Genomic DNA, 21,367 nt, shown 5'->3' with positions numbered 1-21,367 from the left:
ATCGCGCGATGCAACTGCGAAAGCGCGGCAAAAGTCGCGCCGGGTCTGCGGCTTCAATAGTCCTTTTCGAAGAAGATCCCGATCCCGGTATCCCCGTCCGTCCCGGTCCGGCCCTTGACCGTCAGGGTCTTCGAAAGATCCAGGTTGAGATTGATCTGCTGGTTGCCATCTGTATCAGCGGTGACGCTGGAATAGAGGTTCTCGGTCAGATAGGCGCCGGCCTCGAACTGCGTGGCGCCATCCTCGGTCGAGGTGACGTCGAGATCACTCAGACCCAAGGCCGAACGCAGACCACCCTGCAATCCACCGCTGCGCTGCCCCGAAAGCGTCGCCACGGCCAGCGCCAGTTCCGCGGCCTGAAAGGCCGAGATCTCGTCTATTCCGCGGCCGAACAGCAACAGCGCCAGGGCCTCTTCCTGCGGCATGTCCGGATCGGATTCGAAGGACACGCTCGGCGACGAGGCAAGGCCATCAAGGATGATACGCACGACCACATCATCGGCCTCCGTTTCGGCAACGAAGCGCAAATAGGGGTCCAGTGCGCCGCGCAGGGTGATCCGCCCCTCGGTCAGTTCAAGCCTTTGTCCAAGAACGTCGATCCGGCCCCGGATCAGTTCGAAAAGCCCGCTGGCCTGCACATCCGCCGTTGTTCCACTCAGCTGAAGCTGCCCGCCAAGCTCGGCGTCAAGTCCGCGTCCCCGAACGAAAATCCGGTTTGGGGCGCTGATGGCCAGATCAAGCGGAAAGACCACCGGTCGACCGCTGTCAGCCGCTTCCTTGATAAGTCCCGCGCGGCGCCGGGTCTGCGCCACCGCGCGCGGTTCGTTGATGTGCCGGATTTCGATTGCGGCACCGCCCGCCGCGCTCGACCCCGAAGGCACCTGCAACTCGGTGGCGCCAAGCGCAATGGACCCTCCAATGGTCGCGCCCCCGGTCAGGGGCCCGCGCAGGGTCACCACGCCGTTCAGCCGCGTCCGGAAGAGGTTCGGCTCGACGACACCCAGTTCGGTCAGGATCACCTCCAGCTGCGCGGGAATGCCGCCCGACAGCGTGATCGGCCCGCGCAGCCGGAACGTCCCTCCCGCCCCGGCGGTACCACCAAGTTCCGTCAATGCCTGCCCATTCGACAGCGTTACGGTACCGTTGATGTCATTGAGCGCAGCGTTAATTTTCGGCAGGGACACGCGGGTATCCGAAATCACCGCCCGACCCGAGACTGCGTTAAGACCGGGTGCGCCGTTGATCGACAGATCGAAATTTGCGCGGCCCTGCACCGAACGCGGTGCGATGAAGCCGTTGACCAGCCCAAGGGGCGCAACGCCCGTCGCCGAGAGTGCAAGACGCTGACCCAAATCGAGAATATCGCCCGTCACCTGCGCCGTGATCCCGCCGGGTCCGGTGGCCTGGATATTGACGCCAAGATCGCGCCCCTGTCCGTCACGCGGCGTGATCGTGCCATTCACTTGCGCCGGTCCGTTAAAGCCGGGAGCGATGAGCCCGACATCTGCCAGTCGCGCGTTGATCGAAATCGGCTGACCCGGACCAGAGCCCGAGGCATTGGCGCGCACCTGCGCCGAGAGAAACCGGAAAAAATCAACCGAGATGCGCTCGTCCGTGTAAGCCGCCGCTGCGTCAAGCTCCAACTGACCGCCAAGCAGCCGGTCCAATTCCGCAATCCCGGTGCGCAGGCGGGCACCATTGACCGAGGTGGTGATATCGAAGCGCTCACCACGCACATCGCCCTCGCCCTCAAGCGAGGCCGAAAGCTCCCCACTCAACGCGCGCCCCGCTAGGCTTGCGAAACGTGCCAATTCCGGCGCAGTCACCTCCACGCGTCCCTGCGCCGGCAACGCGGGATCGTTCGGCTTCACGCGGCCTTGTGCGGTCAATGTCGCCCCGGCCACAGCCGCCTCAAGGCGTGACAGGGTCAATTGTTCTTCCTGGACATCCCATGTCAGCGCCGTGTCCACAGTCGCCGGGCCGTTCAGTTTCGGCTCGACAAGACCGACCTCGGTCAGACGCGTATCAAGCGTCAAGCGCCCTTCCGTTTGATCAAGTTGTCCGGAGGCCGTTGCGCGGATGGCGTCGTTGTGCAGTTCAAACCGCTCCAGCACGCTTGCGGCGTCGGGATCGTATCGGCCTGCGACCAAAAGAGTCGAGCGCCCCCGCATCATAGGGTCCAACCGTTCCTCGTCTACGCGCAGATCCTGCGTGGTCGCATTCAGAGTAGCCTCGCCCGTCCGCTCAAGAACCCGCCCGTTGCCTTCGAGCGTGAGGTCAACCGAACCGCCAAGGTCCCGACCCGCAAGCGCGGCAAACCGCGACAGATCGGCAGCTCGTAGCGTGACGCGACCCTCCGCGGGCAAGCCGGGGTCATCCGGCACCAACGAGCCGCTCGCGGTGATCTCGGCCTCAGCGACGGACGCGACAAGACGCGACAGGCGCAGACGGTCGCTTGCATCCCAGGCAACCTGCGTGTCGACCGTCGCCGGTCCATTGAGGCTCGGCTCCAAAAGGGAGACGTCACGCAAACGCGCTTCGATGTCGAGTTGTCCATCATCGGGATCAAGACGGCCCGAGGCGCGGGCCGTGACGGCGGCATTTTCCAACAAAAGCGCCTCGAGCACCGTGCCCTCGGTGTCGCGGCGCGCCGATACGGAAAGCTCCGACCGGCCGCGCAGAACTGGCTCGACCCGCGGCTCGCCGACGCGCAGGTCGTTGGTCACGGCCTCGACCTCTGCATCGAACGCACCGCCCAAAAGCGTGCCATCGCCCGTCACGGTGAGGGTCGCCGCACCGCCAAGTGCCCGGTTCGCAAGGGCCGCAAACCGCGACAGGTCACCCGCTTCAATGGCGGCCCGGCCAGAAACGGGAAACCCGTCCGAGAGATTGTCGAGCGCTGCAGACGCGCTCAGGCTTAGGTCGCCGCTCGTCAATTGCAGGTTTTTCATGTCAAGCGGCGCACCGGGCTGCCACGCCAGTTCAAGCCTGCCTTCCGGCCCGGGTCCAATCGCCGCGGCGAGGCCGGGATCGACATGCGAAAGCCCTGTCAGACGGTACAAAAGATCGGCGGTGAAAGCCGGGGCGCCATCTCGATCTATCAGACCGCCACCGGAGATTTCCGCGCGGTCGAGCCCGATCTGCGCATTTGAAAATCCGGTCGCGGTGACCTCGATCTGCCAGCGATCTCCATCCTCTGCATCGAATTCCGCCGAGATTTCGGCATTGCCGAGCGCCGCATCGGCGCCGCCGAAAGGCAACCGAACCTCGGAGCCTTGGCCAATCCTGCCCTGTAGCGAGAACCGTTCTGGCCAGCCATCCGGGGCGAGAGCCAAATTGCCGCCAAGTTCTAGCGCTCCGGTCGCGACCTGCAGGTCATCGACGCGAAGACGGCCGTCGGCAGCGGTCTGGCCCGCAACCGAAAGCTCGGCATTCTCGCCGAAGAAGGGATGCAAATCAGAGGTTACAAGCACGCGCACATCGCCGCGTAGCCCGGCGGAAAACGAATATCCCTTGCCGACCGCGTCGGCCGCCGTGCCGATCCGGACAGACCCGCCAAGCCGCTGAACACCATCGGTCGACAGGGCCACGCGCGCCGCATAGTCCGACAGAGGTGCCTCGCCTGAGACGGTCAACTGCAACGCTGGGGCTCCGGGTATGCCGAGCAACTCCGATACCATGCCGCCACCTGTCTCGGAAAAGCTCAGATCAAGTCCAAGAACTCGGGTCTCGTTAGAGAAACTGCCCGCAAAAACAAGCTCGTCCGCGCGGTCGGTGCGACGAATATCGAGCCGCGCCTGTGCTTCGCCATCATCCAGACGGAAACTGCCTTCCAGCGACAAGGTCACCGGCTGACCGATAACGGATTCACCCAGAACCACTTGCTCGGCACGGACAAGATCGACGTTCACCGAGACCGGCAGATCCGGCAGCTTGAATTCCCAGGCTTGTGTGTCCTCGGTCGAAACCTGCTCTTCCGATTGCGGCAGCCTAACCAATTCGATCCGCTCTGCGGTCAGTTCCTCAACCTCCAGCCGCCCGGCCAGCAAGGCGCTGCGCGACCACACCAAAGATGCGCCCCGCATCGTGAACCAGACGCCATCTTCGTCCGCGATCGTCAGCTCCTGCATTGTCGCATTCGAAGACAACGCGCCCTGAAAGCCAGTTACGGTCACGCTGCGGCCCGCACCCGACAGCGCATCCTGAAGCCAGCCCTCAATATAACTTTTGTCGTCCTGATCCTGTGCCGCGGCCGTGATCGGCAGCATCAGAAGCGTCGCAAAAATCCTGAGAAAGCGCATCAAAAGGCCTGTCCGATCCCGATGTATAGTTCAAAGTCCTGACCCGCGTCGTCATCCAGCGGGGTGGCAAGGTCGACCCGGATCGGACCGATCCCGGTATTGTACCGCGCGCCAAAACCTGCGCCAGAATGCCAATCGCCGTTGCCGGTGCCCCAACTGTCCTGCCCGACGAAACCGGTGTCTGCAAACCCCACGATCGACCACTTTTCGTTAATCTTGGTGCGAACTTCGCCGGACAAAGCCAGGAAGGACCGGCCGCCGATCCGGTTGCCGTTGCCAATGTCTATCGCAAGAGATTGGTAAGGCTGCCCGCGTACCGTACCCGCGCCCCCGGAGTAGAAAAGCATGTCCGGCGGAACTTCGGTGGCCCGTGCCCCGGCGACCGAGCCGAGCTGAAACCGGCCCGCGAGAACAAATCGGTTGTCCTCACCAAGGCCAACATATGTGCGCGCATCTGTGTAAAGTCTTGTTCCCAAGGCATCGTTATCGAGGCCAATGAACGGTGTCGCCTCGATATTCAGGTAAATCCCCTTGGTCGCATTCAACTCATCATCACGATCATCGAAGGTAAGGCTGGATGGGAACAGCAAGTGTTCCAACGTCCGAGACCCGAGGTCATCGTCGATCTCAGAATACTGGTACATGATCCCGGATTCCACGGTGAGATCCTCATCGACCCGATGGGTCAAACCGCCTCCGATCCGACCGCTGCGCTCGCGGTATTCGGGCTCGTCCAGTTCCTGGATCGTGAAGCCGAGAAAGAGCGTGGTATTCGGCGTAAAGGTGGCTGGTCGTTCGTACCGACCGCTTAGCTTGTAGTCGATGCCGCCCGAGTCACCACCGATGCCGCCGATCTCGAAATCGAAACGCAGCCGTTCGGCACCGCCGAGCAGGTTGCGATGCAGCCAGAAGCCGCTGAGAGTCAGTCCCTCAAGCGACGACAGCTCGATCCCTGCACCGACACGACGGCGCTTGGCGTCTGTCAGTTCGGCGTTGAAATCTAGGCGGTTATCTGCGGTGGGTACTTCGGCTTCACGCAATGTGACAGAGCGGAAGGCGCCCGTGCGCCGCAGCCGTTGCTCTGCTTCCTGCAATTCCGCCGGAGAATAGATTTCGCCGGTGGGCAGCCCGGCGATCGCGCGAACCCGTCCCGGGCGCACTCTGCTTTGCGTTTCGTCCATGTAGAGCGCGCCAAACCGCAGGCGCGGCCCCGGCGACAAGCTGATTTGCGAGGAAATCGCGGTTTTCGCATGGTTCGCCGTGATGGTCTGATCGCTGACTTCAGCCTTTGCGTGGCCGACATCTCGCCAGGTATCGACAGCCTCACGCGCCGCGTTGCGGATCACACCGGCGCGCGCCGCCTCGCCTGCCGCATAACCCTCGGCGGGACGGGTGTTCGGAACCAGAGGCCCGATCTCGGCGCGCGAAAACCAGAAGAGCGGGCCCGGTTGCACGCGCACCTGCACCGACCGGATCTCAAGCGGTCCGGCGAGCGGTGAGATATCCGCCGCCTCTCGTCCGTCGACCAGGATGCTGACCACGCCGCCATAATGTCCTTCGTCATAAAGGACTTCGATCATCCGAAGGTAATCCGCGCGGGCCGCGGCCAGCACGTCTTGGGCGGTTGCGCCGTCTTTTTCGGCCGCCTCGACCACGAGCGATGCGCTACGCAGCCGGTCGCTCAGTTCTTCCCGCGCGCCCGGAACGCTGACCGCGACCTCGGTCGCCGAAAGGCTGACCGGGGCGAGGATGAGGGCCAGAAGGCACAAAAATCGCGAAAACAATCGGGAATCAGGCAAATTTTCGTCTCCAGGCATTCACCGGCACTATTCCATTACACGCGTGTGGCCACAATTCGATTTGCGCTGATCGCCCTGTACGTGTCGCGGGCAGGCGAAAAGACACCCACATGCGCAGTTGTGACCTAGGGCGCCGGTGCCGATCGGCCAGCAAGACTTGTGCTGTCGCTTGCCTTTCCGCGGTGAAAACGCTAGGTCGCATGGCGCTTGTCAGGAGGGCAACATGGGTATCAACACCGAACGTGATATCGAAGCGAACTTGCAGATCGGGCCGACCGACGCAGGCATGGTGCGTCTGTTTGTCGAGGCGCAAGGCGTTGAAATCCCGATGGATTTCGAACCTGACGAAGCTCGTGAAATCGCCGAGGAAATACTTGCCGCCGCCAAGGCCGCCGAGGCCAAACGTTCATAGACCGGGGTCGCGCAGGCCCTGCAGGCGCAAGGCGGCGTGGCGTGCGATGCGGCGAATGAGCGCTGTGCGGCGCGAGGCGGGTAGTTTGTTTTCGGGCGCCATGCGCAGAATCTGGGCGTCATAGGCATCCGCGATGATAAGACCTGTCTCTTCGGGCAAAAGCTCGGTTGGAAAGCTGTCGTCTACGGCCCAGAAATAGCGGTCGCACCAATCGAGATAACCCTCCCATTTACAGTCCGAAAGAAAATCGGCGCGGCTGGATTTGCACTCGATAACCCAGATTTCGCCCTTGGGACCAAGCGCCATCACGTCCACTCGCTTGCCCTTTTCGGGCGTGAATTCCTCAATGGAAACAAAGTCATGACCCAGCAGGTGCCGGCAGACGCCGCGGGCCAGAAGCTGTCCGGGCTGCAGGGTTTGAAGGGTCTCGACATGCATAGTGACAGTATGAACAAAGGATGAACAAAAGCAACCCCTTGCCGCCGGTGCAGGAAGGGATTACCTGTGGTGCGTGACGGGTGCTGCCCTTCTCGTGAACGGTTGCATTCCGGTGGCCTTAAGCAAATCCGAGGGAGCTGGCTCTGTTCTGGCCCTGGTCAGTTTAACCGGCGCCCACCTGTTCATACAGGTCCTCGGGAATGAGATAACCAAACGGTTGCGTGCGGGCCCGTCACATCCCGCGAATTGTACAAAATGACCCAAGCTTTTGAGGGCGTTTGTCCATTTTGTACAAAAGTCTGAAGCGGGAGAAGCCCGCTCCACGATCAGTTTTGCCAGAAGTCGCGATGCCGCTCGTCGACGCGCACCGGGATGGTCGCGTGATCGCGTTGCATCACCCGCTCGCGCAGACCGCCGCCGGGGTGGTCGTCGTCGTCATCGTCCTTGAGCCGCATCACGGCGATACCGAACTGGACGCCGGCGAAAATGATCCCGTTCGAAATCCAGAGGATGAGCACGGCGAGCCAGCCCTTGTCGGAGTGGCTCACCAGATGCCACAGATTGGCGATGTCGAACCACAGAAGCATCCCGACAAACACCGCCGCGATGGCAAAGCCGATGGCGACGTTGACGATGTAAAGACGGATGAGCTTGGGCATTGGACGACTCCTTTGTGCTCGACAAAAGTGTATCACACCGGGCGGTCGCCTCAAGAGCGTGAGCGGAATGATACCGGTGGTGTGGCTTTGTGACGCTTGTGCCGGGAACGGTCGATTGAACCAACCTGCAACGTCTGGGCGCGGTGCGCCACACAGCCATATGATTGCCAAATCGCCTTCGCCCGTAGTTGGCAAGCGCGCGGTCCCTTTACCCCTTGCCATCATACGCGGCGCAGAACCCGACGTCGCCTCTGGCCATTCCCGCGCCCCTGCGCTATCTGGCGGTCGGTCACTGCCAGAGGGGCAACATGCCAGAGCAAGCCTTTGAAAAACCCGGTCCCGTCGAAGCGGAACTGCGCAGCGCGATCTCACCGACAGAGGAGATCATCGCGGACGCGCGCGCGGGCAAGATGTTCATCCTCGTCGATCACGAGGACCGCGAGAACGAGGGTGATCTTGTCATCGCCGCCGAATTCGCCGATGCGCAGGCGATCAATTTCATGGCCACCCATGGCAAGGGCCTTATCTGCCTGCCGATGACCGCCGAGCGGATCGACCGGCTGGGCCTGCCGATGATGGCGGTGAACAACTCGTCTCGGCATGAGACCGCGTTCACGGTGAGTATCGAGGCGCGCGAGGGCGTGAGCACCGGAATTTCCGCCGCTGATCGGGCGCTGACCATCGCCACCGCGATCAACGAACAGAATACCCAGGCGCATATCGCCACACCCGGTCACGTCTTTCCCCTGCGCGCGCGGAACGGTGGGGTTCTGGTGCGCGCCGGCCATACCGAGGCGGCGGTCGATATCGCGCGGCTGGCGGGGCTAAAGCCCGCCGGCGTGATCTGCGAGATCATGAAGGAGGATGGGACGATGGCCCGCCTGCCCGACCTGATCGCCTTCGCAAAAGCCCATGACATGAAGATCGGCACGATCTCGGACCTGATCGCCTATCGCCACAAGCACGACAACCTCGTGCGCGAGGTGCGGCACGAGACGATCACGTCCTCTCATGGCGGCGCGTGGGATATGCGCATCTTTGCCGACCAGATCAGCGGCACAGAGCATGTCGTTCTGGTCAAGGGCGACATCTATGACGGCCAGCCGGTGCTGGCACGAACCCATGCGCTGAACGCGCTGGAGGACGTGCTGGGGATCGGGCTTGAGGCGCGGGGGGGCCGGCCCACCGCAAAGCTTCCGCGCGCGATGGAGATCATCGCCGAGGAAGGCCGTGGCGCGGTCTTCCTTTTCCGGCAGCCGCGTCCGAGCCTCGCAAGCGAGCTTGACGAGGAGGAAGGGCCGCGCACGGTCAAGCAGACCGGCCTTGGCGCGCAAATAATGTCGACGATGGGTCTGCACGAGCTGATCCTCGTGACCGACAGCCCCGACACGCGCTATCTTGGCCTTGACGCCTACGGCATTTCCATCGTGGGCACGCGCCCGCTGAGCAAGGGGTAACCCCATGGCCGGAACCGAGTACACGCTGCCGCGCCCGGAATTCGACAAACCGGTGAAGATCCTGATCGTGGTCGCGCCGTTTTACCGCGATATCGCCGATCAGCTGATCGCGGGCGCCACCGCCGAGATCGAGGCCTGCGGCGGCACGCATGAGGTGATTGAGGTGCCCGGCGCGCTGGAGGTGCCCACGGCGATCGGCATCGCCGAGCGGATGAGCAATTACGACGGCTATGTCGCGCTTGGCTGTGTCATTCGCGGCGAAACCACGCATTACGAAACGGTTTGCAACGACAGCAGCCGGGGGATCACCCTGCTGGGGCTGCAGGGGCTGTGCATCGGCAACGGCATTCTGACGGTGGAAAACCGCGATCAGGCCGAGGCGCGCGCAGACCCTGCGCGGATGAACAAGGGTGCAGGCGCCGCCGCAGCGGCGCTGCATCTGATTGCGCTGGTGCGCAAATGGGGGTCCGCGCGCAAGGGCGTCGGCTTTGTGCCTGCGGCAGAAGAATACAAGATCGCGGGCGAGTTGAAGGATAACCCCAAGGCATGAGCGAGCTTTCCGGCAACCAGCGGCGCAAGATGCGTTCGGCCGCGCGGCTATACGCGGTGCAGGCGCTTTTCCAGATGGAGCATTCCGGGCAGACGAGCGACGCGGTGCGGCGCGAGTTCCTCGAGTTCCGCTTTGGCGCGGAGGTGGAAGAGGGCGTTGACATGGCCGATGGCGATATCGACCTTTTCCGCAAGCTGCTGGACGACGCGGTGAACTGGCAGGCGAAGATCGACCAGATGACGGACCGCGCGCTGGTGGCGAAATGGCCCATCGGGCGGATCGATCCGACGCTTCGGGCCCTGTTTCGCGCCGCGGGGGCCGAGATGCTGGAAGGCGAGGCACCGCCGCGCGTGGTGATCAACGAATTCGTGGACATCGCCAAAAGCTTTTACCCCGAGGGTAAGGAAGGCAAGTTCGTGAACGCGGTGCTTGACCACATGGCGCGCGAGGCCAAGCCCGAGGCGTTCTGACGACCTTTCGGTTTTTTTGCAAAACCCGAGCCTGCCGCGTGCGTGTTTTCGAAGCCGGACGTGTTGCCCCTGCGGGCTCCTGCGCGCTCTATCTCTGCGCCTGCCAGCGTCCGTCCCATTTTCGCACGATTCCGTGGCGGTCGATGGTCAGGTTTGACACGAGGCCGGTTTCGGTCTCGACACACTCGTAGCTGTCCTTGCCGGTGCGGCGCAGCTTGAGGTGGCGGGGGCTGAGGCGTTCGTTTTCCACATCCAGCTCTGCGACGAGAATCTCGGCCTCGTCGCCCTCTGCCAGCTTGAGGCGGCGGATGGGAAGGGTCAGCGTGGCGGGCGTGAAGGCCAGGTGGATGTCTTTCGCGCCCGTGACCTCGGGCGCCGGCTGGCCGTTGAGCCGCCAGGTATCGTCGGGCGCGCGCTGCACGAAAAGTCGGGACTGCACGCCGATCCGGGCGCGGCGCGTCGTGCCGTCGTCTCGCGCGCGGATGCGATAGCGGCGGACCGTCCAGTCGGAATCGGTCGCGGAGCCGTCGATCAGGTAGCCGCCCTCGGCATCGGCAAAGCGGCAGGCATCGTTGCCGACCCCATCCTGCCGGACCCACAAGACGGAATGCGCCCCTGCGATCATGATCTGTCCTCCCTTTCCGGGGGCCATTCTAGCACGTCGCGACACGGCGGGGTGGTCAAATGCGCCCTTTCGCTGCCGGTTTCAGAGCCGGGTCACCTGTCCGACGGCCAGAACCGCGCCGGTGGGCGCCCCCGTGGGCGAGCCGCCGGGCGGTTCGTCAGAGATGGCGAGCGTCAGGCCAGCGACCTGCGCGCGCAGGCCTTCGGGTAGAATCACACCGCCCTTGCCCGTCTCGGGCAGAACACCCAGCGAGACCGGTGCGTTCTCACCGGCGATGGCCCACAGTTCCAGCACGCGGCCCGGCGCGGCGGCGCCGGCGGTGCGGGTGATCTGGAGGCGTCCGGCGGCGCTGTCGTAGACCGCCAGCACGCGCAGCGACTGATCCTCGGCCGCGACTTCGGAGAGGAAGAGCGCGCCGCGGTCGTCCTGCGCTTGGGGTGGCGTCTGGCCCGGCATCTGGACGATTTGCATCGCAAAGAAGGCGGCCAACGCCACCGAGGCAAAGCTGAGCCCCTGCCAGAGGCCAAGCCGACGCCAGAGCGGTACGGCCTCTTCAACCTTACCAAAGAGGCGGGTTTGCAGGCCCTTCTTGGCGGAACGCGGCGGCGTGATCTCGGCGATCTCGGCGTTCATGCCGGAAAACCGAGCGGTCCATCCGGCGACCTGTTGCGCCAGCCTGTGATCCTCGAGCAGGCGGCGCTCGAACGCGCGCTCCTCGCGCGGGCGCAGGAGGCGCAGCACGTACTCTGCGGCCAGAAGGCTGTCGTCTTTGGCGGGATCGGCGGTCGGGCTCATTGGTCCATACATTCTCTGAGACTGATGAGGCTGCGGCGCAGCCAGGTGCGCACCGTGTTGAGCGGCACGCTGAATTTCTCGGCCAGCTCGGCGTAGCTGAGCCCTTCGAGATATGCCCCGCGCACGGCCTTGTCGCGGGGATCGTCAAGCTGCGACAGGCAGGTCGAGATACGCCCCGCCTCACCGGCGGCCTCGGCCACCTGTTCGGGCGTGGGACCGCGATCAGCCAGCCGGTCGGACATCTCGTCGATATCGTCGGCGTCACGGCCCGCCCGCAGCCGGTCGATGGCGGTATTTCGCGCGATGGTGACCATCCAGCCCATCGGACTGACACCGCCGCCGGCCGCGAAGCGCTCGGCGTAGCGCCAGATCTTGATGTAGCTTTCCTGTAGCACGTCCTCGGCGGTGCTCTTGTCACGCAAGACGCGCATGGCCACGCCGAAAAGCTTTCCGCTGGTCCGATCGTAGAGCTGCGAGAAGGCCTGGCGGTCTCCCAATGCCGTTCTGCTCAGCAAGGATTCGATCTCGTCGGTCTGGTCCATCCCTGGCGTCCTTTTCCTGCAGACGGGTCTTTCCGGTCCCGTCTGTCGCGGAACTACTTCACCCATGATGCTTTGCCAGATGGGCAAGGACGTGACGTGAATGAGGCGAAAATTCAGAATTTTTCAGAATTAAAATTACTTAAAATCAATGAGTTGTAATTCCAGGCGCTAAAAAGAGACCCGGTTCCGAAACTTTTCCGGATCCTGTCCCGTCCCATGAACCAAGGGGGCACGACAAGGATGAGGAAAACATGATGAAAAAGCTGCTGACACGCATCGAAACCGAGCGCGCGCCCGAGCGCGAAGTCGCCACGCCCGCGCGCGGCGTAACCCGCGCCGAGATCAAGGCGCTATTCGCGAAGGAACTGGAGGCGCGATTTCACCGCGCCGCCGCAGCCTGAGACACCCGAACACGAAGCACATCACAAGGAGTAACCCCACATGAGCCTGCTGATCAAAGCCCGCCTGAATCGTCTGACCGCCCTCGACATCCTTGAGCGCCGCGACGACAACATCTTTGCCGATCTGCCCGAGCGCCCCGACCGCCCTGCCCCGTATTTCGCCACGCGCCGCGCGGCCTGACCCACCACATATTTCAAGGAGATCCAGAATGGCCCTGTTGATGAAAGCCCGTGAAAACCGTCTGACCGCGCTTGCCCGCCTCAATCAGCGCGCCACCTGTGCCATCGCCGCGCGGGCGCGCCGCCCCGAGGGGCCCGCGCTTTTCCTGCCGCGACGGGCGGCCTGATCCTATTCCATTTTCTGGCGGATGCGCCGGATCATGTACCAGACAAGCCCCACCACGGGCAGCGTGACGAGCGCCGTCAGCATGCCCTTGGAGAGCGCCAACATCTCGGCCGCCGGGTAAAGCAGGTAGCTTGCGAGCGAAACGGCATAATAGCTGATCGCCACGACCGACAGCCCTTCGACCGTGCGCTGCAGGCGCAGTTGCAGATCGGCGCGCCGGTTCATGCTTTCGAGCAGCGCCTGGTTCTGGGCGGAGCGTTCCACGTCGACGCGGGTTCGCAGGAGTTCGCCCGCGCGCATCGCGCGGTCGGCCATAGCGTCGAGCCGGTCCTTGGCCGAACGCACGGTGCGCATCGCCGGGTCGTAGCGGCGCATCATGAATTCGTGAAAGGTCTGACGCCCGTCGAAGCGTTCCTCGCGCATCACGTTGATGCGTTGCTTGACGATCTGCTCGTAGGCTGCCGTGGCCCCGAAGCGGTAGGAGGAGCGCGCCACCATGCCTTCGAGTTCGGCCGAGATGGCCAGCAGGTTGTCGAGCGTGTCCTCGGCCTTGGTCGCGCCGCCGGGCATTTCGCCCACCAGCTTTGTCAGGCGCTGGTCGAGCGCGCCAAGAGTCGGGTTCATCTCGCGCACCCGGGCGAAGCCCAGCATCGACATGGTCTTGTAAGTATCGATTTCGCACATGCGCTGGGTGATGCGGCCGATCCGGCGTGCCCCGGCATCCGGGGCGGCGGCGACCAGAAAGCGCAGGTGACCGGCGGGATCGATGTGAAAATCGCCCGCAACCACGGCGGAATCGTCGAGCACGCGGGAGACCGCGATGCTGTCGGCGACGAACCAGTCCGAGATATCGCGTTTGAGGTGCTCGTCATCCTTGAGCGTGTCGATGCGCAGCAGCGCCGAGGTCATGCGATGACCGGGGGCTTCCTGCAGCCAGTCCTTTGGAAAGACCTCGAACTCGGCCGGATCGAAGGCGCGGTCACCTACCCCGGGGCGGAAAGCGGTGTAGGTGACGAATTCGGTATGGTTTTCCCATTTGAGCAGGTGACGACCGATCTTACCCGAATAATGCGACGCGCCCGGCTGCGGGTGGGACGCGCCGTAGCGGTCCAAGAGAGCGATGAGGTGATTGAGATCGGCGTCCTTGTCGCGCCCGGCGGCGGAATCGAGCCGCTTGACCGCGAGAAAGACCCCGGTGGAGGGCACGTCGAGCGAGGGAAAGGGCCGCGCGTGCAGTTCGTTGGTTAGCTGGTAGCGGAGCGGATGGTCTTCGATGGGGGGCATGGACGCGGCCTTGGGTTTCTGCACCGCAACGTAGCGAAGCGGTGCGGCATTGCAATGGAATAGGGTGACGCAGCAAGGCTCTGGCTGGATGGAACGCGTTACTGCCCGGATTCAAATCGTTCCTGAAGCTTCGGGCGAGCCGGCCCTGTCGGATATCGCCTGCAATCTGGCCTCCGGCTGCGTCAACTCGGATCCAGCCAAAAGGTCTGTTCCTTTCGCACGATTTGCCCCACGAAATCGCAACCATTTCCGGGCTCCGAAAAATGCTGCCAGGCGGAAACCGCGAAGGTATAGGGCGAAAACATCAGAACGAGTTCGTTGAACCGTTCCAAACCGGGCGCTTTGGCTAATTCTGTGCCGGACAGCATCGTGGCGCGCTCGGCCTCAGGCAGCAGGTCGAGCTGCATGGCGTAGGCAATGTATTCCTGATCCACGAAATACCGGCTTGTTCCGCCCGGGACCTGATCCAGCAGGGCATGGGTCAGTTCGTGCACGATGATGCTGTCAAAATGCGCGTCCTCGGACAGGCCCTCACAGAATTCGGACTGCAGATGCGCTTCGCCAAAGGCCTCGGGCGTCAGAAGTTCGACCTGGTTCGTGCCGGCATGATAAAGACCCAGGCAGATACGGTTCGACGGCAGGATGGCGTCGTTGAAGTGGAAATTGACCGGATGATACTGCTTGAGATGGCATGCCTCGAAGCGCGGCAGGGCCGCAGACGCAACGGCGCAGGTGCGATCGTGCAGTTCCGGATCATCGGTCGTCACGAAAATTCCGGGTCTGTCGCATGGCACCGGCTCTGCTGTCAGCGCCGGGCTGGCCGGACATGCGGCGGTCAGCGCGAGCAAGACAATTCCCCGGCTTGAAAGTCGTGTCATATGGCCCCCCCTTGATGTACCGCCCTGCCTTCCGGTCCTGCGGGGTCGATGCAGGGGGCGGCGGGAAATTCCGGCAGCAGGAGAATGGCACGCCTGCGATGTCTTCCGCTTGATTCACATCAAACGCTGACGCTGAGGCAAGGCGGCGTGAGACCGGTCAGGATGGAGATTCGAAAAGCTATCGGTCGACGCGCTTTCGCTTTCAGCACGGGGCGCCGCCGATTTTCCACACGGTGGATACGCTGCCGTTGATAAAAAAAGCCCCACCGGACTGGCGGGGCTTTTCGTCGATTTACTTGACCTGCGCCTAGTCGATCTTGGACAGAAGCGCTGTCACGCTGTCCTTAGCGTCGCCGTAGAACATCCGCGTGTTGTCCTTGAAGAAGAGCGGGTTCTCGATGCCCGAGTAGCCAGCACCCTGGCCGCGCTTCGAGACGAAGACCTGCTTGGCTTTCCAAACTTCAAGCACCGGCATGCCGGCGATGGGCGAGTTGGGATCGTCCTGGGCTGCGGGGTTCACGATGTCGTTCGAGCCGATCACGATGACCACGTCCGTATCGGGGAAGTCGTCGTTGATCTCTTCCATCTCCAGCACGATGTCGTAGGGTACCTTGGCCTCAGCCAGAAGCACGTTCATGTGGCCCGGAAGACGGCCCGCGACGGGGTGGATGGCGAAGCGCACCTCCTTGCCCTTGTCGCGCAGCTTTTTGGTCATCTCGGCCACGGCCTGCTGAGCCTGTGCCACCGCCATGCCGTAGCCCGGCACGATGATGATGCTGTCGGCCTCGTTGAGGGCATTGGCCACGCCGTCGGCGTCGATCGGCACCTGCTCGCCCTCGACCTCTGCCGCGGGGCCGGAGGACCCGCCGAAGCCGCCGAGGATGACCGAGATGAATGACCGGTTCATTGCCTTGCACATGATGTAGCTCAGGATCGCACCCGAGGAGCCCACGAGCGCGCCCACGACGATCAGCAGGTCATTGCCCAAGCTGAAGCCGATGGCCGCAGCCGCCCAGCCTGAGTAGCTGTTGAGCATCGAGACCACGACCGGCATGTCGGCGCCGCCGATGCCCATGATCAGGTGATAGCCGATGAAAAGCGCCAGCAGCGTCAGCACGATCAGCGTCCAGCTGCCCACGTCCGAGAGGTACATGAACATCAGCACGACCGACAGAAGCGCCGCACCGGCGTTCAGGATATGCCCGCCGGGCAGCTTCTTGGCCGCTGAATCGACCTTGCCGGCCAGTTTGCCATAGGCGATGACCGAGCCGGTGAATGTCACGGCACCGATCCAGACGCCGAGCACCAGCTCGACGCGCAGGATGCCGATTTCAACCGGAGTCTTCTTGTAGACGAGATTGGCGAAAACGCCCTCGACCGCTTCGCCCGCTTCCTTTGCGGCCGCAACCATCTGGATGGTGAGGTCTGCGTTGAAGCCCACGAAAACCGCCGCGAGGCCCACGAGGCTGTGCATGATCGCCACAAGCTCGGGCATCTGGGTCATCTGAACCTTGGTGGCCAGTTGATAGCCCACGCCCGCGCCAAGCGCGATCAGGACAACCGAGATGTACCACAGGCCCGCGCCGGGACCGGAGATCGTGGCGAGCACCGCGATGGCCATGCCGACGATGCCGTACCAGACAGCGCGTTTCGCGCTTTCCTGACCGGACAGACCGCCAAGCGACAGGATGAAGAGAACTGCCGCGACCGCGTAGGCCGCAATTGTGAATGCGAATTCCATTGTCCTCTACCCCCTTAAGATTTCTGGAACATGGCGAGCATGCGCCGGGTGACGAGGAAGCCGCCGAAGATATTGATGGCGGCCATGAAGACGGACAACGCCGCGAGGATCGTGACCAATAGCGAACTGGATCCCATCTGGATCAGCGCGCCGAGGATGATGATCGACGAGATCGCGTTGGTAACGGCCATGAGCGGGGTGTGCAGGCTGTGCGCCACGCCCCAGATCACCTGGAACCCAATGAAGACCGAGAGCACGAAGACGATGAAATGCTGCATGAAGCTGGCCGGCATGTTCGGGATCGCGCCCACGCCAAGCACCAGTGCCGCGCCGATGGCCAGAAGCGTGACCTGATTGCGGGTCTGCTTCTTGAACGCGGCCAGTTCTTGCGCCTTCTTCTCTTCCGGCGTCAGTTCCTTTTTCTTTTCCTTGGGCTTCTGGGCCGCGATGGCCTGAACCTTTGGTTTTGGCGGCGGATAAGTGACCTCGCCCTCGTGGGTTACGGTCGCGCCACGGATGACGTCATCTTCCATGTCGTGCACGATCTTACCGTCCTTTTCGGGCGTCAGATCGGTCAGCATGTGGCGGATGTTGGTGGCGTAAAGCGACGAGCTTTGCTGTGCCATACGACTGGGGAAGTCGGTATAGCCGATGATGATCACGCCATTGTCGGTGACGATGCGCTCGTCCTTCTGGGTCAGTTCGCAGTTGCCGCCGCGCTCTGCGGCGAGGTCGACGATGACCGAGCCGTTCTTCATGCTCTCGACCATATCCTTAGTCCAGAGCTTGGGCGCGGGGCGGCCCGGGATGAGCGCGGTGGTGATGACGATATCCATGTCGGGCGCCATCTCGCGGAACTTCTCGAGCTGCTTTTCCTGGAATTCCGGGCTGGACGGCGCGGCGTAACCACCTGTTTCGGCACCATCTTTAACATCGGTATCCTCGAAATCGAGGAAGACGAATTCCGCCCCCATCGACTCGATCTGTTCGGCCACTTCGGGACGCACGTCGAAGGCATAGGTGATCGCGCCCAGAGAGGTCGAGGCGCCGATCGCGGCAAGACCCGCGACGCCCGCGCCGACCACCAGCACCTTGGCCGGGGGCACCTTGCCCGCTGCGGTCACCTGACCGGTGAAGAAACGGCCGAAGTTGTTGGAGGCCTCGATCACTGCGCGGTAACCCGCGATATTGGCCATCGAGCTGAGCGCGTCCATCTTCTGGGCGCGGCTGATGCGCGGCACCATTTCCATGGCCACGACCGTCGAGCCCTTGTCGGCGGCGATCTTGAGCTGCTCTTCGTTTTCGCTGGGATTGAAATAGGTGATCAGCGTCTGGCCCTTGGTCAGGCGCTTGATCTCGGTGTCGGTAGGAATGCGCACCTTGGCGACAACATCGCTGGCCTTCCACAGGGCGGCCGCGGATTTGATGATCTCGACACCGGCCTCCTTGTAGGCGGCGTCGGTAAAGCCCGCGGCCTCTCCGGCGCCGGACTCGATGGCGCATTCATGCCCCAGTTTTTGCAGCTGAAGGGCCGAGTCCGGCGTCATCGCGACGCGGCGCTCGCCCTCGAGCACTTCTTTTGGCGTTCCGATCTTCAAGTTCTTTATCCCCCGTATCTTAGATGCGGTTATTTTTGGTTCACGTAGCAGTGGTGGACGGTCACCGCCGGTATATAGTGCAGGCGCGGCTTATGTCACACTTAGACAGAAGTTTGAATGTAGCGATTGTCGCAGGGTGTCAAACCCAACGGCGGGTTTTCTGGCAATAGCGCGCAAAGTCGGCGCGGAACTTGCGGCGCAGGCGGTTTTCCTCGGGGATGACGAAGCGGCGTTCGATCACCCAGAGAAAAAGCGGCAGGAGCGGCAGCGACAAAACCGCGTCCCACCGCAGGATGAGACCCGCGAGGATCATGAGATCCCCGAGATAGATCGGGTTGCGCGAGCGCGAGAAGATGCCCGTGGTCACGAGGCGGTCCGCCTCCTGATGCGGGATCGGCGTGGTGCGATAGCGGCGCATCTCGTATAGCGCCAGCAGCGCCAGCAAGAGCCCCGCGCCTACAATAAGGCCACCCGCGAAATCGGCCCAGACGCCGCCGAAGCTCAGCCCCAGCGGCAGGTGCGTCGCCTGCGCCCAGGCGAGGATCAGCGCCGCCAGAAGCCACATCGGCGGGATGTCGATCCATTTCAGCACGGCATGCCCGGGATGTGGCAGGCGTCGGGCCGGGAGAGCGCAGATAAACCGGTCACTCCCACTCCATTTCCTCGAACACGCGGCCGGCGTTCTTGGTGGCCAGTTCCTCGAACGTGTCGAGATGCGCCCAGTTGGACTGATCGACGTAATAGGCATCGAGTAGCTCGCCGCCCGCCTCGATATGCGCGCCGATCTTGGCGCGAAGGTCCTTGAGGTAATCGGAGGTATAGCGCGTGACCTGCGCCATGTTCGTCGGGTGGCCGTGCCCCGGGATCACATAGGTCGCGCCAAGCCCGGCGAAGGGGCCGTCGAAGGTGTCGATCCAGGCGTCGGTGTCGGTGCCGGGAAAGATCGGCGGCATGCGTTCGTGAAAGGCGATGTCGCCCGCGATCACGATGGACCACTGAGGGATCCAGACCTGCGTGTCGCCCGGCCCGTGCGCGGGCCCGAGATGGAGCACGTGGATCTCCACGTTGCCCATCTGAATGATTTCTTCGTCCTCGAAGCTGAGATTGGCGGGCACGACTGTGGTGCCCTCAGCCTTGTCTCGATTGTAGCGTTCCATTCCCTGCAGGATGAAATCGCCCTCGGCCTCGACCTCTTCGATGGCGTCCACATGAGCGAGGATATCGACCCCCTGCTCGGCCCAGTAGGAGTTGCCGAGCATGGCATGGCCCTGCCCGTTCTCATTGATCACAAGCTTGACCGGCTGATCTGTCACCTCGCGAATTTCATCATGGAGCGCCTTGGCCAGCCGGTAGGAGGCGCCGCCGTTGACGACGACCACCCCGTCGCCGGTGACGATGAAGCTGAGGTTGTTGTTATGGCCCGCGTTTTCGTAGGTCGGAGGCGCGGTGGCGCCGATGGCCGAGAACACATGCGGGATGAATTCCACCGGCTTCGAGTAGAGCTCGGACTGCGGGTACTGGTCGGCGATATCCTCGGAGGCCAGAGCGGGCGAAGCGAGCGCGAGCGCGGCGATCAGGGCGAGTCTCATGGGTGTCCTCCTCCTCTTTTCCCAAGCAAGCTTACGCATTCAGAATCGCGAATGTCTAGGGGCCCTATTGCATCTTGCGAAGACCTGCGCTGCGGGTCACGGTGTGATGCAAGGTCAAGGAGTTGGCAGGGATGCTGGACGGCAAGCATGCGTTGGTGACAGGCGGCGGCACGGGGATCGGCCTTGCGATTGCGCGGGCGCTTGCGGATGCGGGCGCGCAGGTGACGATCACGGGCCGGCGCGAGAGCGTGCTGGAGGAGGTGTCGGGCGGCGGGATCACCTATGTGGTGATGGATGTAACCGACGAGGAAAGTGTGCAGGATGGCGTCGCGGCAGCGGTGGCCAATAGCGGCCCGGTTCAGATCTGCGTACCGAATGCCGGCATCGCCGAGGGGCGCGCGTTGCACAAGACCGACACGGAATTCTGGCGTCGGATCATGGCGACGAACCTTGACGGGGCGTTCTGGACGGTGCGCGAAAGCCTTGGCTCGATGCGCAAGACGGAGTGGGGTCGCGTCATCGCCGTGTCCTCCATCGCCGGACTTAAAGGGCTGAAGGGCGCGGCGGCCTATACAGCCTCGAAACACGGGATGATCGGGCTGATCCGGGGATTGAGCGAAGATTACCTCGGCACGCCCTTCACCTTCAATGCGGTCTGCCCAGGCTACGTGGACACCGAAATCGTGACGCGTAACGCCAAGGCCATCGCGGAGCGCGCCGGCATCAGCCGCGGAGAGGCGCGCGAGATGATGGTGGGCGCCAACAAGCACGGGCGGCTCATCGCCCCCGAGGAGGTCGCAGCAGCGGTGCTTTGGCTTTGCGGGCCGGGGTCCGACAGCGTCAACGGACAGGCCATCGAGATCGCCGGCGGCCAGTTCTGATGCTGTCGCGCGACGCCTTCAACGCGTATTGCGCCGGGCTTGGCCCGGTCACTCACGTGGTGCAGTGGGGCGGCGCGGATGTCTGGAAGATCGGCGGCAAGGTCTTCGCCATCGCCGGATGGAACGACGGGCGCGACGCCTATACGTTCAAGGCGGGCGACGTGGCCTTCGACGTGCTGGCGGACCAGCCGGGAATAAGGCCCGCGCCCTATCTGGCGTCCCGCGGCCTCAAATGGCTGCAGGTGCACGACGACCCGGGCCTGTCGGACGAACAGCTTAAAGAGCATGTTGTGATGTCATTCGACATGGTGGTTGCGGGGCTGTCGAAGAAAAAACGGTACGAGCTGGGATTCGAATCTTAGGCGAGAGCGCCCTGCCCTGCTTCTTCCTTTGTTGCAGGCCAAACTCCCGCCCTTTCGGGCTGCCTCGTTCGGGCGCGCAACAGTGCCGCGGTATCGCCCCAATTTACCGAAAAGTTGCCTGAAAGTGTGCGTTTTGCCGCCATCAACACTCTGTATCCAGATTGGAAACGCCAGTCCGCGATCACGTAAAGCGGGGGCTGACGCGGCCAGGTGCCGTCAGAGCGCCGGCCTGAGCAGAG

At 63.1% G+C, this 21,367-nt stretch carries 22 protein-coding genes; 9 read left to right on the top strand and 13 right to left on the bottom strand.

Annotated elements, in window-relative coordinates; translation table 11 throughout:
- Positions 1-53 precede the first annotated feature (53 nt).
- The gene (locus tag EZV60_RS01885; RefSeq protein WP_135501570.1) at positions 54-4,301 is read right to left on the bottom strand and encodes a translocation/assembly module TamB domain-containing protein; all 4,248 of its coding nucleotides are present in this window, start codon (positions 4,299-4,301) and stop codon (positions 54-56) included.
- The gene (locus EZV60_RS01880) at positions 4,301-6,085 is read right to left on the bottom strand and encodes an autotransporter assembly complex protein TamA (protein ID WP_245306169.1); all 1,785 of its coding nucleotides are present in this window, start codon (positions 6,083-6,085) and stop codon (positions 4,301-4,303) included. Before EZV60_RS01880 ends, EZV60_RS01885 begins: the two co-directional genes overlap by 1 nt.
- 238 nt (positions 6,086-6,323) lie before the next feature.
- Here EZV60_RS01880 and EZV60_RS01875 point away from each other — a divergent pair, with 238 nt between their 5' ends.
- Positions 6,324-6,512, top strand: a complete 189-nt coding sequence (locus EZV60_RS01875; RefSeq protein WP_135501566.1) for a DUF6324 family protein — start codon at positions 6,324-6,326, stop codon at positions 6,510-6,512.
- Here EZV60_RS01875 and EZV60_RS01870 read toward each other — a convergent pair.
- On the bottom strand, positions 6,507-6,950 hold the full coding sequence (locus EZV60_RS01870) for an MmcB family DNA repair protein (RefSeq protein WP_135501564.1): 444 nt from the start codon (positions 6,948-6,950) through the stop codon (positions 6,507-6,509). The two genes, EZV60_RS01875 and EZV60_RS01870, sit on opposite strands and share 6 nt — an antisense overlap.
- A 326-nt stretch (positions 6,951-7,276) precedes the next feature.
- Complete coding sequence (locus tag EZV60_RS01865) at positions 7,277-7,609, bottom strand: hypothetical protein (RefSeq protein ID WP_135501562.1); 333 nt, start codon at positions 7,607-7,609, stop codon at positions 7,277-7,279.
- Between the two features lie 308 nt (positions 7,610-7,917).
- Here EZV60_RS01865 and ribB point away from each other — a divergent pair, with 308 nt between their 5' ends.
- From ribB to nusB, 3 genes are read left to right on the top strand one after another with little or no spacing between them, the layout of a single operon-like run.
- The gene (gene ribB / locus EZV60_RS01860; protein ID WP_135501560.1) at positions 7,918-9,066 is read left to right on the top strand and encodes a 3,4-dihydroxy-2-butanone-4-phosphate synthase; all 1,149 of its coding nucleotides are present in this window, start codon (positions 7,918-7,920) and stop codon (positions 9,064-9,066) included.
- Between the two features lie 4 nt (positions 9,067-9,070).
- Entirely contained in the window at positions 9,071-9,616 is a 546-nt protein-coding gene (locus tag EZV60_RS01855) for a 6,7-dimethyl-8-ribityllumazine synthase (protein WP_135501558.1), read from the top strand.
- The gene (nusB, locus tag EZV60_RS01850) at positions 9,613-10,086 is read left to right on the top strand and encodes a transcription antitermination factor NusB (protein ID WP_135501556.1); all 474 of its coding nucleotides are present in this window, start codon (positions 9,613-9,615) and stop codon (positions 10,084-10,086) included. Before EZV60_RS01855 ends, nusB begins: the two co-directional genes overlap by 4 nt.
- An 88-nt stretch (positions 10,087-10,174) precedes the next feature.
- Here nusB and EZV60_RS01845 read toward each other — a convergent pair whose 3' ends face one another.
- The 3 genes from EZV60_RS01845 to EZV60_RS01835 all read right to left on the bottom strand — a co-directional run bounded on the left by EZV60_RS01845 (position 10,175) and on the right by EZV60_RS01835 (position 12,048).
- Entirely contained in the window at positions 10,175-10,711 is a 537-nt protein-coding gene (locus EZV60_RS01845; RefSeq protein ID WP_167853440.1) for a putative glycolipid-binding domain-containing protein, read from the bottom strand.
- A gap of 81 nt (positions 10,712-10,792) precedes the next feature.
- Entirely contained in the window at positions 10,793-11,506 is a 714-nt protein-coding gene (locus EZV60_RS01840; protein ID WP_167853439.1) for an anti-sigma factor, read from the bottom strand.
- Entirely contained in the window at positions 11,503-12,048 is a 546-nt protein-coding gene (locus EZV60_RS01835) for a sigma-70 family RNA polymerase sigma factor (protein ID WP_135501549.1), read from the bottom strand. Before EZV60_RS01835 ends, EZV60_RS01840 begins: the two co-directional genes overlap by 4 nt.
- Positions 12,049-12,299: 251 nt before the next feature.
- Here EZV60_RS01835 and EZV60_RS18985 point away from each other — a divergent pair, with 251 nt between their 5' ends.
- Genes EZV60_RS18985 through EZV60_RS18975 form a run of 3 tightly spaced genes read left to right on the top strand, consistent with a single transcriptional unit; the run spans position 12,300 to position 12,796 of the window.
- Positions 12,300-12,449: a hypothetical protein gene (locus EZV60_RS18985; protein ID WP_167853438.1), complete on the top strand. Its 150-nt coding sequence runs from the start codon at positions 12,300-12,302 to the stop codon at positions 12,447-12,449.
- Positions 12,450-12,489: 40 nt separating this feature from the next.
- Positions 12,490-12,630 carry a hypothetical protein gene (locus EZV60_RS18980; protein ID WP_167853437.1) on the top strand — a complete coding sequence of 47 codons (141 nt, stop codon included), beginning with the start codon at positions 12,490-12,492 and terminating at the stop codon, positions 12,628-12,630.
- Positions 12,631-12,658: 28 nt separating this feature from the next.
- Positions 12,659-12,796, top strand: coding sequence for a hypothetical protein (locus EZV60_RS18975; RefSeq protein WP_167853436.1), 138 nt, complete (start codon positions 12,659-12,661; stop codon positions 12,794-12,796).
- 2 nt (positions 12,797-12,798) lie between these two features.
- Here the strand turns inward: EZV60_RS18975 and EZV60_RS01830 are convergent, their stop codons facing one another.
- From EZV60_RS01830 to EZV60_RS01805, 6 genes are all read right to left on the bottom strand, one after another.
- Positions 12,799-14,079: a DUF3422 family protein gene (locus EZV60_RS01830; protein WP_135501547.1), complete on the bottom strand. Its 1,281-nt coding sequence runs from the start codon at positions 14,077-14,079 to the stop codon at positions 12,799-12,801.
- Positions 14,080-14,261: 182 nt separating this feature from the next.
- Positions 14,262-14,957 carry a hypothetical protein gene (locus tag EZV60_RS01825; protein WP_135501545.1) on the bottom strand — a complete coding sequence of 232 codons (696 nt, stop codon included), beginning with the start codon at positions 14,955-14,957 and terminating at the stop codon, positions 14,262-14,264.
- Positions 14,958-15,264: 307 nt separating this feature from the next.
- On the bottom strand, positions 15,265-16,698 hold the full coding sequence (locus EZV60_RS01820) for an NAD(P)(+) transhydrogenase (Re/Si-specific) subunit beta (RefSeq protein WP_135501543.1): 1,434 nt from the start codon (positions 16,696-16,698) through the stop codon (positions 15,265-15,267).
- A 14-nt stretch (positions 16,699-16,712) separates the two neighbouring features.
- The gene (locus tag EZV60_RS01815) at positions 16,713-18,296 is read right to left on the bottom strand and encodes a Re/Si-specific NAD(P)(+) transhydrogenase subunit alpha (RefSeq protein WP_135501541.1); all 1,584 of its coding nucleotides are present in this window, start codon (positions 18,294-18,296) and stop codon (positions 16,713-16,715) included.
- A gap of 139 nt (positions 18,297-18,435) precedes the next feature.
- Positions 18,436-18,885, bottom strand: coding sequence for a methyltransferase family protein (locus EZV60_RS01810; protein WP_135502180.1), 450 nt, complete (start codon positions 18,883-18,885; stop codon positions 18,436-18,438).
- 55 nt (positions 18,886-18,940) lie between these two features.
- Positions 18,941-19,885, bottom strand: a complete 945-nt coding sequence (locus tag EZV60_RS01805; protein WP_135501539.1) for an MBL fold metallo-hydrolase — start codon at positions 19,883-19,885, stop codon at positions 18,941-18,943.
- Positions 19,886-20,016: 131 nt separating this feature from the next.
- Here EZV60_RS01805 and EZV60_RS01800 point away from each other — a divergent pair, with 131 nt between their 5' ends.
- Positions 20,017-20,766, top strand: coding sequence for an SDR family NAD(P)-dependent oxidoreductase (locus EZV60_RS01800; protein WP_135501537.1), 750 nt, complete (start codon positions 20,017-20,019; stop codon positions 20,764-20,766).
- 2 nt (positions 20,767-20,768) lie between these two features.
- The gene (locus EZV60_RS01795) at positions 20,769-21,128 is read left to right on the top strand and encodes an MmcQ/YjbR family DNA-binding protein (RefSeq protein ID WP_135502178.1); all 360 of its coding nucleotides are present in this window, start codon (positions 20,769-20,771) and stop codon (positions 21,126-21,128) included.
- Positions 21,129-21,367: the final 239 nt, after the last annotated feature.

The organism is Roseovarius aestuariivivens (assembly GCF_004761875.1).
GTDB lineage: Bacteria > Pseudomonadota > Alphaproteobacteria > Rhodobacterales > Rhodobacteraceae > Roseovarius > Roseovarius aestuariivivens.
Note: the sequence above shows the minus strand (reverse complement) of the source record. Positions and strands in the feature narration are given on the sequence as shown.